The organism is Pseudomonas solani (assembly GCF_026072635.1).
Classification (GTDB): Bacteria; Pseudomonadota; Gammaproteobacteria; order Pseudomonadales; family Pseudomonadaceae; genus Metapseudomonas; species Metapseudomonas solani.
Genome location: NZ_AP023081.1, coordinates 3782262 through 3795377 on the forward strand (window position 1 = coordinate 3782262; position 13116 = coordinate 3795377).

Annotated in this window: 11 protein-coding genes; 8 read left to right on the forward strand and 3 right to left on the reverse strand. The window is 67.3% G+C overall.

Translation table 11 applies throughout. The features are described from left to right. Positions 1–293 precede the first annotated feature (293 nt). From PSm6_RS17245 to PSm6_RS17260, 4 genes are all read left to right on the forward strand, one after another. Positions 294–1658, forward strand: coding sequence for a glutamine synthetase family protein (locus PSm6_RS17245; RefSeq protein ID WP_021216988.1), 1365 nt, complete (start codon positions 294–296; stop codon positions 1656–1658). Between the two features lie 110 nt (positions 1659–1768). Next, entirely contained in the window at positions 1769–3079 is a 1311-nt protein-coding gene (locus PSm6_RS17250) for an NAD(P)/FAD-dependent oxidoreductase (protein ID WP_265167848.1), read from the forward strand. Between the two features lie 316 nt (positions 3080–3395). Beyond that, the gene (locus PSm6_RS17255) at positions 3396–3668 is read left to right on the forward strand and encodes a type II toxin-antitoxin system Phd/YefM family antitoxin (protein WP_169708322.1); all 273 of its coding nucleotides are present in this window, start codon (positions 3396–3398) and stop codon (positions 3666–3668) included. Then, positions 3634–3957, forward strand: coding sequence for a type II toxin-antitoxin system RelE family toxin (locus tag PSm6_RS17260; protein WP_031286908.1), 324 nt, complete (start codon positions 3634–3636; stop codon positions 3955–3957). Before PSm6_RS17255 ends, PSm6_RS17260 begins: the two co-directional genes overlap by 35 nt. Before the next feature lie 303 nt (positions 3958–4260). On the opposite strand, the gene PSm6_RS17265 is transcribed toward PSm6_RS17260, so the two are convergent. Then, positions 4261–5049, reverse strand: coding sequence for a helix-turn-helix transcriptional regulator (locus tag PSm6_RS17265; RefSeq protein ID WP_031286909.1), 789 nt, complete (start codon positions 5047–5049; stop codon positions 4261–4263). Positions 5050–5200: 151 nt separating this feature from the next. Here PSm6_RS17265 and PSm6_RS17270 point away from each other — a divergent pair, with 151 nt between their 5' ends. The 3 genes from PSm6_RS17270 (at position 5201) to PSm6_RS17280 (ending at position 8657) form a co-directional block, all read left to right on the forward strand. Next, on the forward strand, positions 5201–6016 hold the full coding sequence (locus PSm6_RS17270) for a carbon-nitrogen hydrolase family protein (RefSeq protein WP_021216993.1): 816 nt from the start codon (positions 5201–5203) through the stop codon (positions 6014–6016). Positions 6017–6130: 114 nt separating this feature from the next. Continuing rightward, positions 6131–7453: an APC family permease gene (locus PSm6_RS17275; protein WP_021216994.1), complete on the forward strand. Its 1323-nt coding sequence runs from the start codon at positions 6131–6133 to the stop codon at positions 7451–7453. A 127-nt stretch (positions 7454–7580) separates the two neighbouring features. Beyond that, entirely contained in the window at positions 7581–8657 is a 1077-nt protein-coding gene (locus tag PSm6_RS17280; protein ID WP_021216995.1) for a bifunctional transcriptional activator/DNA repair enzyme AdaA, read from the forward strand. Positions 8658–8816: 159 nt separating this feature from the next. On the opposite strand, the gene PSm6_RS17285 is transcribed toward PSm6_RS17280, so the two are convergent. After that, positions 8817–10205, reverse strand: coding sequence for an MFS transporter (locus PSm6_RS17285; protein WP_021216996.1), 1389 nt, complete (start codon positions 10203–10205; stop codon positions 8817–8819). Positions 10206–10356: 151 nt separating this feature from the next. Then, positions 10357–11265: a LysR substrate-binding domain-containing protein gene (locus PSm6_RS17290; protein WP_021216997.1), complete on the reverse strand. Its 909-nt coding sequence runs from the start codon at positions 11263–11265 to the stop codon at positions 10357–10359. A gap of 110 nt (positions 11266–11375) precedes the next feature. Between PSm6_RS17290 and PSm6_RS17295 the strand changes: the two genes are divergently transcribed. Further along, complete coding sequence (locus PSm6_RS17295; RefSeq protein WP_021216998.1) at positions 11376–13103, forward strand: acyl-CoA dehydrogenase family protein; 1728 nt, start codon at positions 11376–11378, stop codon at positions 13101–13103. Positions 13104–13116: the final 13 nt, after the last annotated feature.

The window sequence follows — 13116 nt, forward strand, 5'->3', positions numbered from 1 at the left end:
ATTGCACCACCCGAGCCCCTCGCCGCACCGGCGGGGCACAGGCTGCGGTGCGAGCGCCGGTGGCCGGGGCAACCCAGCGTCTCCCTTCCCCTCGAACTGGCCTTCTGGGCCCTCTGGCACTGCCGCCACGCGCGCCCGCCGGACGCTGCTCCCTTCTGATCGCCGGCCGGTTCCCGCTGCGGAAACTGGCCTACCTTGATGACGATCCGTTCCCGAACGCACGGCTGCACAGTGTTTGCATGGCCTTGCCCGGGATCATCACCTGCGCCCGTCGCGGCGCTGAAGAGAGCCAGATGAAATTCGCCACAGAGCAGGAAGCCCGAGACTTTCTCGACCAGAACCCCGATATCGACGCCTTCGAGCTGTTCATCCTCGACGCCAACGGCGTGCCACGGGGCAAGCTGCTGCACCGCGATGAGCTGCTCGCCGTGTACCAGAGCGGCCGGCCGCTGCCGAGCACCATCCTCGGCCTCACCCTCAATGGCGACGATGTGGAGAACTCCGGCCTGGTCTGGGACGTGGGCGACATCGACTGCCGCGCCTACCCGCTGGCCGGCAGCCTGGTGCGCATGCCCTGGCGCCGCATGCCCACCGCCGCCGTGCAGGTCAGCATGCACCCGAGCGAGGGCATGCCCGCCGCCATCGCCGACCCGCGCCATGTGCTGATCGAGGTGATCGAGCGCCTCAAGGCCGATGGCTTCCACCCGGTGATGGCCTGCGAGCTGGAGTTCTACCTGCTGGACCAGAAGCCCGATGCCCAGGGCCGCCCGCAACCGGCACTGGATGGCGACGGCCGCCGCCCGCGCACCACCCAGGTCTACGGCCTGCGCGAGCTAGAGCAGATCGAGCCCTTCCTTGCCGACCTCTATGCGGCCTGCAAGGCCCAGGGCATTCCCGCCCGTACTGCCATTTCCGAATACGCGCCGGGCCAGGTGGAAATCACCCTGGAACACGGCGACGCGCTGGAGGCCATGGACCAGGCCGTGCGCTACAAGCGCCTGGTCAAGGGCGTGGCCAATGCCCACGGCATGCAGGCCTGCTTCATGGCCAAGCCCTTCGATCACCTGGCCGGCACCGGCATGCACATGCACGTCAGCCTGGCCGATGCGCAAGGCCGCAACCTGTTCGCCAGCGAAGACCCGGCCGGTACCCCGCAACTGCGCCTGGCCGTGGGCGGCATGCTCGCCTCCCTGCTGGATTCGCTGCTGCTGTTCTGCCCCAACGCCAACTCCTACCGCCGCTTCCAGGCCAACAGCTACGCGCCCCTGGCGCCCACCTGGGGTGTGGATAACCGCACCGTCAGCCTGCGCGTGCCCGGCGGACCGGCCTACACCCGCCACATCGAGCACCGCATCTGCGGCGCCGACGCCAACCCCTACCTGGCGGCGGCCGCCATCCTCGCCGCCATCCACCGCGGCATCCGCGACGAGATCGACCCGGGCGAGCCGGTGGAAGGCAACGGTTATGCACAGGCCAAGGAATTGCTGCCCACCGACTGGCTCACCGCGTTGCAGGCCCTGGAGAACTCCAGCTGGGCGCGCGAGGCCCTGGGGCCGGAGTTCCTCGGCGTCTACCTCGCGGTGAAGCGCGCCGAGTACCGCCAGTTCATGGCCGAAGTGGGTGAGCAGGACTGGCGCTGGTACCTCAACCAGGCCTGATGCCCGGCCAAGCCGCCCCCGCGTGTGCGGGGCGACGGCTGTTCTGCTGCATCCAGCAGGTAAACCGAATTCGTACAGAGAGGGCCCCCGAGGGCCTCGCAGGAACCGAAATGAATGTCGCATTGAAGACCACGCCCAGCGCCGAGCGCTGCGCCTCCTACTACACCGCCACCCTCAATTCCGAGACCGACTACCCCACCCTGCAGGGCACGGTGGAGGCTGACGTGGTGATCATCGGCGGCGGCTTCACCGGCGTCGCCACCGCCGTCGAGTTGGCCGAGCGCGGCCTCAAGGTCGCCCTGGTGGAGGCGAAGAAGATTGGCTGGGGCGCCACCGGGCGCAACGGCGGCCAGGTCACCGGCAGCCTCTCGGGCGACGCCGCCATGCGCAAGCAGATGCGCAAGCGCCTGGGCGAGGAGGTGGATGACTTCATCTGGCACCTGCGCTGGCGCGGCCACGCGATCATCAAGAACCGGGTGGAGAAGTACGGCATCGCCTGCGACCTCAAGCACGGCCACCTGCACGCGGCGATGAAGCCGGCCCATATCGACGAGCTGCGCGAATCCTTCGAGGAGGCCCAGCGCCGCGGCATGGGCGACGACGTGACCCTGCTCGACGCCGCCGGCGTGCGCCAGCACCTGGAAAGCGACCTGTACCTGGGCGCGCTGAAGAACACCCGCAACATGCACCTGCACCCGCTCAACCTGTGCATCGGCGAAGCCCGTGCGGCAGAGAGCCTGGGGGCGATGATCTTCGAGCATTCCGAGGTGCTGGAGATCGTCCACGGCGAGCGCCCGGCGGTGGTCACCGCCCAGGGTCGCATCAACGCCCGCCAGGTGCTGCTGGCCGGCGACGTGTACCACAAGCTGGAGCCGAAGAAGCTCAAGGGCATGATCTTCCCAGCCATGGGCGGCATCGTCACCACCCGCCCGCTGGGCGAGCTGGCGGAGCGCATCAACCCCCAGGACCTGGCCGTCTACGACTGCCGCTTCGTGCTCGACTACTACCGCCTCACCGCCGACAAGCGCCTGCTGCTGGGTGGCGGCGCCAACTACTCGGGGCGTGACTCGCGGGACATCGCCGGCGAGCTGCGCCCGGCCATCGAACGCACCTTCCCGGCGCTCAAGGGTATCGAGATCGACTACCAGTGGAGCTGCGCCATGGGCATCGTCATCAACCGCATCCCGCAGCTGGGCAAGCTCTCGCCCAACGTCTGGTACTGCCAGGGCTACTCCGGCCACGGCATCGCCACCACCCACATCATGGGCGAGATCATGGCCCAGGCCATGACCGGCAGCCTCGGCCACTACGACACCTTCGCCGATTGCTCGCACATCAAGGTTCCCATGGGCGACGTCTTCGGCAACCCGATGCTGGCGGTGGGCATGTGGTACTACCAGATGCTGGAGAAGCTGCGCTAAAGGCCGTCGTAGCGCGGGGTGTGCAGGGCGGTGCCTGCCGTATGGCTTCACCGAACTCGTGCTTGTTCCCTATCTTTCGGGGTATCGCCTTTCCTTCTCGAAGTCACGTATTCAGATGCTCGAAAAGCACTTTTAAGAGTGCTTTTGTCGGTGCTATTCTGCGAGTCCTCTCTGTTCGCACACATAACCTTGACCAAGACAGCTCGGCCACAGCAGAGAACCAGGCATTAGCTCAGCGAAGCTTGATGGTTCGGCCCTTGGAAATGAGCTCAGGCACCTTAGAAACGCAGATAGCGGAGAACAGGCAGATATGGCGATGACCTACGTGGTTTTGGCTGACATTGCGGCGTCAGTGACGGAACTGAAAAAAGACCCCATGGGCACCATCCGTGAAGGTGGCGGCGAAACGGTCGTGATCCTCAATCGAAATGAACCGGCGTTCTATGCCGTGCCCCCTGCACGCTACGAAGCCATGCTGGAACTGATTGACGATCTGCAACTGGCTGAAGCCGTGCGCGCTCGGGCTGGTGAACCTACTGTACGGGTAGATATCGATGACCTCATCGCGCAAGCCGGCGGAGCCGACTAAGTACGACCTGGAGTTCAACGCTCAAGCGCTCAAGGAGTGGGGAAAGCTGGGGAAGACCATCCAGTTGCAGTTCGCCAGAAAGCTCAAGGAACGGCTCGACAACCCCCGAGTCGAGGCCGACAAGCTCCGGGATATGCCCAACTGCTACAAGATCAAGCTGCGTGCCATCGGCTATCGGCTGGTATATGAGGTGATCGACAGTCGCGTGGTTGTCACCGTGATCGCCGTGGGCAAGCGAGAGCGAAGCAAAGTCTATGGCGCTGCGACCAAGCGCTTGCAGGGCCCTTGAGCCGTTGCAGCACTGCGCCCAGGTGCTTCAACCTGGGTAACGGCATTCGTCAACGCCGCCGCTGAGGGGAGCAGAGTGCGGTGCGCCTTCTGTGGGAGCGGTTTCAACCGCGATTGGCCGCACACTGGGCCCCATCGCGAATGAATTCGCTCCCACGCTGGCGTTGAACCGGGGCCCCGATGCGTTGGGCCTCGCTGCGCTCGGCGCCAACCTACGGTGCTTCATGGCGCACCTGTAGGGGCGAATTCATTCGCCTGGGAGCGCGTAGCGGTCCCCATTGCGCAGCATGGATTTCGCTGTGCTCTACCCCCGCTGCGCCTTGAGGAACAGCGAGAACAGCTCCGACTGCGACTTGATCCCGAGCTTGGCGTAGATGTGCTTGCGGTGGACCTTCACCGTCTCCGCCGAGATGGCCAGCTTGCGCGCCACTTCCTTGCTGGAGCAGCCGCTGAGCATCAGCCGGGCGACTTCCAGTTCGCGGGCGGTGAGGGCGCTTTCCACCTGCTGGCCCACCTGTTCCAGCTGCACTTCCCAGTTCGGCGCCGGTTGCGGCGCGCGGGTCAGCAGTTCGCGCTCGAAGGCCAGGCGCTGGCGCATCAGCGCCGTCACCCAGGGTTCCACCAGGCTCAGCAGGGCGATCTGCTCGGGGGTGAAGGCCTGGCGTGAGCCGAGGGACAGGCACAGGGTGCGCCCGCCTTCCAGCATCACGTTGAACTGCAGCTCGTCGGCCACCACGTTGAGGCGGTGGTAGCGCTGGTAGTAGTCGGTCTGCTCGAAGCATTCCGGCGCCACGTCGGCCAGGCGCAGCAGGCCGCCACGGTTGCTTTCGCGGCTGTGGATGTAGAAGGGGTCGAGCAGGTAGAGGCCGTCCAGGTAGTCCTGGAACAGCAGGTCCGGCTCGCCATCCTCGCCCGGGCATTCGGCGAACACCTGGGGCCGGCCCTCGCTGAACAGCAACGCCACCCAGCTGTCGTGGGGCACGTACTGGCCGAGGGTGCGCACCAGTGCCACCCAGAAGCCCGGGGCGTCCAGGGCTTCGATCAGTTGCCCCACCGAGCGGTGCCAGGCGATGTCCTGCAGGCTCAACGTCATGTTTCTACCCCTGATGGGTTACCACGCGGGCGTAATTTCACCGGAAGCGTCTGCGGTTCCATACTTCGGGAACACCCGGGACCGACGCAGCGCGCATTCTGACCGGTTTGCGCAATCAGGTCTCGTGCCAAGACAAGAATCAGGAGTCCCCATGAAGGTCGAACTCGTCCAGCTGGCCGGTCGTGACGGCGATACCGCCTACAACCTCGCCCGCGCCCTGGAAGCCATCGCCGCCTGCGCCGCCGACACCGATCTGGTGGTGTTCCCGGAAACCCACCTGATGGGCTTCCCCACCCGCGAGAACATCGCCGCCGTCGCCGAGCCGCTGGATGGCCGCACCGTCCAGGCCGTGCAGCGCGCCGCCCGCGAGCGCGACGTCGCCGTGGCCATAGGCGTGGCCGAGAACGACGCCGGCACCTACTACAACACCACGCTGCTGATCACTCCCGAAGGCATCGCCCTCAAATACCGCAAGACCCACCTCTGGGCCTCGGACCGCGGCATCTTCACCCCCGGCGACCGCTACGCCACCTGCCCGTTCAAGGGTGTGCGCGTGGGCCTGCTGATCTGCTTCGACATCGAATTCCCCGAGAGCGCCCGCGCCCTCGGCCAGCTCGGCGCCGAGCTGATCATCGTCACCAACGGCAACATGGACCCCTACGGCCCCACCCATCGCACCGCGATCATGGGCCGTGCCATGGAGAACCAGGCCTTCGCCGTGATGGTGAACCGCGTGGGCGAGGGCGATGGCGACCTGGTGTTCGCCGGTGGCAGCGCCGTGGTCGATCCCTTTGGCCGCCTGCTGCTGGAAGCCGGGCGCGAGGAGTGCCGGCAGATCATCGAGCTGGACCTCGGCCAGATCGCCGCCGCGCGCAGCGATTACCGCTACCTCGACGACCGGCGCATGGTGCTGCCGGGCGAGATGCGCGAGCACGCCGACGGCCGCCGCGAGCTGCTGATTCCCTAACTCTGATTTGACGGGCGCCCCCGAGGCGCCCGCATTACCGCCTGCATTGGGCGGTCGCTCCACCTTCGCCGACTTCGGCTCTGCCATAACAACCAACAATTCGGAGTAGCAGTAATGGCTCGTCTTCAGCGCACCCTGTCGCTGGGGTCCGTGGTGCTGTTCGGCATCGCGTACATGACCCCGATCATCGTCCTCGGCACCTTCGGCATCCTCGCCGACGTCACCCAGGGCCTGGTTCCCGCCGCCTACGTGGCCGCTTCACTGGCCATGCTGTTCACCGCGCTTAGCTATGCACGGATGGCCGCGGCCTTCCCGGTGGCCGGCTCGGCCTACACCTACGTGCGCAAATCCATCAGCCCCAAGCTGGGCTTCCTCGCCGGCTGGGCGGTGCTGCTGGACTACCTGTTCCTGCCCATGGCCATCTGGCTGATCGGCGCGGCCTACCTGCATTCGGCCTTCCCCGGTGTGCCCCAGGCGGTCTGGGTGCTGGCCTTCATCGGCGTCACCACGGCCATCAACGTGGTCGGCCTGAAGCTGGCGAAGAACATCAACGGCGCGCTGATGCTGGTGCAGTTCCTGGTGCTGCTGGCTTTCGTCGCGCTCTGCGTGCACTACGTGCTGGGCGATGCCAGCAAACCGCTGTGGTCCCTGGCGCCCTTCGTCGGCGAGGGGCTCAACCTGCCGTTGGTGATGAGCGGCGCGGCCATCGCCTGCTACTCCTTCCTCGGCTTCGACGCAGTGAGCACCCTCACCGAAGAGACCCGCGACCCGAGCCGCACCATCCCCAAGGCGATCCTGTTGATCACCCTGATCGGCGGCTTGATCTTCATCTTCACCTCCTACTTCGTGCAGCTGGCTCACCCGTCCATCGAGTTCCAGAGCGCGGATTCGGCGGCCTACGAGATCGCCCGCAATATCGGCGGTGATGTGTTCGTGTCGGTCTTCCTCATCGGCCTGATCGTCGGCCAGTTCACCTCGGGCCTCTCCGCCCAGGCCAGCGCCTCGCGCCTGCTGTTCGCCATGGGCCGCGACGGCGTGCTGCCGCAATCCCTGTTCGGCCGCCTCAGCGAGCGCTTCGGCACCCCGGTGGGCAGCATCGTGCTGTGCGGCGTGGTGGCCCTGCTGGCACTGGAGATGGACGTGACCACCTCCACCTCCTTCATCAACTTCGGCGCCTTCCTGGCCTTCAGCCTGGTGAATCTGTCGGTGATCTTCCACTACTGGCTGCGCAGCGATAAACGCGGCCCGCGCGAGGCGCTGCTGTTCGTGGTCTGCCCGCTGATCGGCATGGTTTCCACCCTGTGGCTGATGATCAGCCTCGACCACCTGGCCATCATCCTCGGCCTGTCGTGGCTGGCCCTGGGCGTGATCTACCTCGCCTGGCTCACCGGTGGCTTCCGTCGCCAGCCGCCGGAGCTGCACTTCGAAGAGGCCTGACGGCCGCGCCGGGGAGGGCGGGCACCGTGCTCGCCTTCCCGGTGGAATAGACGCCCGATCCGAGGCGGCAAAGGTTGGTTTCCTGGCATAAAGTGGGCGCTCTTTTCCCTCGGTTCCGGAGCCGGCCATGGATGCCCCGCTGTTCGATTCGCTACCCGATGACGAGACCCTGTACCAGGCGCTGCTGGAGCGCGACCCGGCCTATGAGGGCTTCGCCTTCGTCGGGGTCAAAAGCACCGGGGTGTTCTGCCGCCTGACCTGCGCCGCGCGCAAACCCAAGCGGGAGAACTCGGTGTTCTTCGGCAGCATCAAGGCCTGCGTCGAGGCGGGCTTCCGCCCCTGCCTGCGCTGCCGCCCGCTGGACCAGGTGGGCGCCCAGGAGCCGCTGGTCAAGGAGTTGATCGCGCTGCTGGAGCAGGATCAGGAGAGGCGTTGGCTGGAGGGCGACCTGGTCGCCCTCGGCCACGACCCGTCCACGGTGCGCCGTGCCTTCAAACGCCACTTCGGCGTGACCTTCCTGGAGATGGCCCGCCTGCGCCGCATCGGCCACGGCCTGGCCCAGCTCTCCGCCGGGGCGCGGGTGGTGGACGCCCAGGTGACCGCCAGCTTCGATTCCGACAGTGGTTTCCGCAGCGCCTTCACCCGCCTGCTGGGCGAGCCGCCGTCGCAACTGCGCGGGCGCGAGCTGCTCAAGGCCGACTGGCTGGAAACGCCCTTGGGCGTGATGCTGGCGGTGGCGGATGCGCAATCCCTGCACCTGCTGGAGTTCTTCGACCGGCCGGCCCTGGCCAACGAATTGAAGAACCTGCAGAAACTCACCGGCACCAGCATCGGCTTCGGCCGCTTCGCCCCCATCGACCAGATCGAGGCGGAGCTTTCGCGCTATTTCGCCGGTGAGCCGGTGGTCTTCGCCACGCCGCTGGCCATGGGCGCCTCGGCCTTCACCCGCAGCGTGTGGCAGGCCCTGCGCGAGATCCCCTTCGGCATCACCTGCAGCTACGCCGACCTGGCCCGCGCCATCGGCTCGCCCTCGTCGGTACGCGCCGTGGCCCGCGCCAATGGCACCAACCAGATCGCCATCGTCATCCCCTGCCACCGCATCATCGGCTCCGACGGCTCCCTCACCGGCTACGGCGGCGGGCTGTGGCGCAAACGCTGGCTGATCGAGCATGAGCGGCGGATGGGGCGTGCGGTCCCGGGCTGAAGCCGGGCTACTTGGCTGGCGCGTGCCTCCTCGTAGGAGCGAGCTCTGCTCGCGAAGCTGCTGGCGATGCTGCGCACCGCTTGGCGACTGAATTCGCCCCTACAGGGAATGTGCCAGGTGCAACCCGCGTGGCGTGCACGCGGGTCGTGGGGGCGGCGGTCAGGCCGGGTTGGTCTGGCCGATGCGGGCGTCGCGGCGGGGCTCGGCTTCGGCATCCGGGTCGCCGTTGTCCCGCTCGGCGGTGGAGAGTTCGCTGGCGCGGTGGCCGGTGATGCGCAGCAGGGCCAGGGTGCAGACCAGCGACACCACTGCGTAGAGCGCCGAGGCGATGGCGACGCCGACGATGCTGCCCGTGGAGTTGAGGATCCACTGGGCCAGCAGCGGGGTGCCGCCGCCCACCAGCAGCGAGCACAGCTGATAGGCCAGCGACAGGCCGGAGTAGCGCACCCGGGTGGGGAAGGCGCGGGCCAGGATGCCGCCGATGGCGCCGTAGAACATGGCGTGGGGGATGGTCGCCAGGCACATGCCGACGGCGGCGATCCAATACACGTTGGTTTCCACGGCGAAGAACATCGCCGGCATCAGGATGAACTCCGGTAGCACCATGATCGCCACTGCCTTGCGCATGTCGATGCGGATGGTCAGCAGTGCGCCGATCGGCTGGCTGATGAACTGCACGATCAGGGCGATGACGATGATGCTGAGGAAGGTGCTCTGGCTGTAGCCCAGGGTCTTGGTGGCCCAGGACAGGGCGAAGGTGCTCTTGAAGTAGGTGACGTGGATCACCGGCAGGGTGCCCGCGCCGAGCAGCACCACCAGCCAGTGCTTGCGCAGCACTTCGAGGATCGGCAGTTTGGCGGTCTTCTTCTCGCGCATCAGGCGCTGCATGTCCGCCGACTCTTCCAGGGTCAGGCGGATCACCATGCCGATGATCACCAGCATGGCCGAGAGCAGGAAGGGTACGCGCCAGCCCCATTGCAGGAAGTCCGGCATGGGCAGGCTGCTCAGGGCGAAGAAGGCCAGGGTCGCCAGCAGGTTGCCGGTGGGCGAGCCCTGCTGGGCGAAGGCGGCGTAGAGGATGCCCTTGCCCTTGGGCGCGCTCTCGCTGGCGATGAGGATGGCGCCACCCCACTCGCCGCCGACGGCAATGCCCTGGATCACCCGCAGGAACACCAGCGCCACCGGCGCCCAGACGCCGATCTGCGCATAGGTGGGCAGCAGGCCGATGCCGGTGGTGGCCAGGCCCATCATGATCAGGGTGATCACCAGAGTGGTCTTGCGGCCGATGCGGTCGCCCAGGTGGCCGAAGATGATGCCGCCCAGGGGCCGGGCGATGAAGCCGGACCAGAGCGTGGCGAAGGACAGCAGGGTGGCGACGCCCGGGTCCATGTCGGCGGGGAAGAACACCTTGCCGAAGACCAGCGCGGCGGCCAGGCCGTAGATGTAGAAGTCGTACCACTCGATGGTGGTGCCGATGAAGGAAGCGATGCCCGCCTTGCGGGCCTTGCGATGCTGTTCCCGGTCGTCCGGGTGCAGGGCGTGGTTCATGGACTCCACCTCTTTGTTGTTTTTATCTGGCGAACCAGCCGTATGCCCGCCGGTGCAGGCAAGGTCGTGGCGGGGTGGCTGGTGCGTGGTTTGGGACTCGAGTCGAGCCGGAGTCTAGGAGCGCAGGCAGTAAATCAATAGTCGTTTGTTCTTATGGCGCGATAACCGAATCCGTATCGTCGCCGGGCAGTTGCTGCAGCAGCCGGGCAAGGAAGGCATGGGCCGCTTCGGGGGCGTTTTCCTCGCTGAACAGGGCATGGATCTCCGACTGTGCGCCGGCTTGCTTCAGCGGTACGCCGACCACGCCGGGCCAGGCACGGCAGAGGGATTCCGGCAGCAGCGCGACGCCCATGCCCTGGCCGACCATGGCGGCAATGGTCTGCCACAGTCGCGCCTCGTGGCGGATCTGCGGGCTGAAACCGGCCGCCACGCAGCAGGCGATGATCAGGTCGTGGTAGTGCGGTGCCGCCGGGCGCGGGAAGAGGATGAAGGGCTCCTCGCGCAGTTCGCCCAGGTCGAGCCTCGCCGCACCGGCCAGGCGATGGCCCGGCGGCAGGCAGCAGAGGAAGGGCTCGGCCAGCAGCGGCTCGGCCCGCAGCCCGGCCGGCAGCGGGCCGCGATGGACGAAGCCGATGTCGATCTGCCCGCGTTGCAGGGCCAGGGCCTGCTCGGCGCTGTTCATCTCCTGCAGCACCACCTCCATGCCCGGGTGCGCCTGCTCGAAACGGCGCACCGCCGCCGGCAGGCCGCGGTAGAGCATGGAGCTGACGAAGCCCACCCGCAGCCGCCCCAGCGCGCCCTGGGCCGAACGCAGGGTCAGGCGCCGTGCCTGCTCGGCCTGCTGCAACAGGCTACGGGCCTCGTCCAGCAGCACCTGGCCGGCGGCGGTGAGCTTCACCGATTTGTTGGTGCGCACCAGCAGCTGCACGCCCAGCTGTTCCTCCAGCTTCTTGATGTCGAAGGACAGCGCCGGCTGGGAGATGAACAGGCGCGCGGCGGCGCGGCCGAAGTGCAGTTCCTCGGCGACGGCGATGAAGTAGCGAAGCTGCTTGAGGTCCATCCGATGCCCCTTTCAACGATATGTTTTTCTTATCGTATGGGCTTTTTATTCTATTGGATACTTATCGAAGGGCTTCCTAGTCTCGGCGCACGACAAGAAGGAGTGACGCCATGAACGCCCTGCTCGAACCCCCCGTCATCGACGACCTGAACATCCCCGACAGCAGCGGGATGAACCTCTTCGACGCCGACCCCGATCTCGCCCGCCTGCTGTCCCTGTACCTCCCCGAAGCAGTGCTGGCGCCCTGGCTGCCGCGCCTGCAGGCGCTGGGTGCCCGTGCCGGTGGCGAGCTGGACCGCCTGGCGCTCTCGGCCGACAAGAACCTCCCGGTGCTGGCCAGCCGCACCCGCCGTGGCGAGGACCTGCAGCGAGTGCTCAAGCACCCCGACTACGTGGCCCTGGAGCGCGTCGCCTACGCAGAGCTCGGCCTGGCCTCCATGAGCCATGTAGCGGACGGCCCGCCGCCCTTGATCAAGTACGCGTTGACCTACCTCTTCGTGCAGGCGGAGTTCGGCCTCTGCTGCCCGGTGAGCATGACTGACTCCCTGACCCGCACCCTGCGCAAGTACGGCGCCCCCGAGCTGGTGGAGCGCTACCTGCCCAGCCTGGCCTCGCGGGATTTCGACACCCTGTTCCAGGGCGCCATGTTCATGACCGAGCAGGCTGCCGGTTCCGACGTGGCACGCACCCGCACCCGCGCCCGCTTCGAAGACGGCCAGTGGACGCTGCACGGTGACAAGTGGTTCTGCTCCAACCCGGACGCGGACCTGGCCATGGTGCTGGCGCGCCCCGAGGACGCCCCCGAGGGCATGGCCGGGGTAAGCCTGTTCCTGCTGCCCAGGCTCCGGCCGGACGGCAGCCGCAACGCCTATCGCATCGTGCGCTTGAAGGACAAGCTCGGCACCCGCTCCATGGCCAGCGGCGAGATCGTCCTGGAGGGCGCCACCGCCTACCTGATCGGCGAGGTGGGGCGCGGCTTCCAGCAGATGGCCGACATGGTCAACATGTCGCGCCTGTCCAACGGCGTGCGCGCTGCCGGGCTGATGCGCCGGGCGCTCAACGAGGCGCTGTTCGTCGCCCGCCACCGCCAGGCCTTCGGCAAGCGCCTGGTGGACATGCCGCTGATGCAGCGCCAGTTGCTCAAGCAGATGCTGCCGGCCGAGCAGGCCCGCTCCCTGTACATGCAGATCGCCACGCTGCTGCCCCGCGCCGACGGTGGCGACGAGGCGGCGCAAAAGTGCGTGCGCATCCTCACCCCGCTGATCAAGTTCCGCGCCTGCCGCGATGCCCGCCGGGTCACCGGTGATGCCATGGAGGTGCGCGGCGGCGTCGGCTACATCGAGGAATGGAGCGATGCGCGGCTGGTGCGCGACGCCCACCTGGGCTCCATCTGGGAGGGCACCAGCAACATAGTCGCCTTGGACATCGCCCGCGCGGTGACCCGCGAAGGCGCACTGGAGCCCTTGCAGCACCACCTGCAAGGGCTGCTGGACGAAGCCGCCCTGCCGTCGCCCGCCGACCAGTTGCTGCGCGACTGCCTGGCCCGTGCCTTGGGCACCATTCGCCGTGTCGCCGAAGAGCGCCGCCACCAGCAGGTACGCCAGGCCGGCAGTGCCCTCTACCACGTCGTCAGTGCCGTGTTCATGGCCTGGGAAGCTTCGCGCCTGGCCCCGGACCACCGCCGCCTGGCCCTGGCCCTGCTGGTGCTGCGCCACCGCGTGCTGCCCCGCGACCCGCTGGAACTGGAGGGCGAGGAGGCGAGCGATGCGCTGCTGCCGCGCCTGCTGGAAGAAGGGCCGCTGAGTCTGGACGACGCCCTGACCCTGCTGCCTCACTGACCCGCTCGATGAG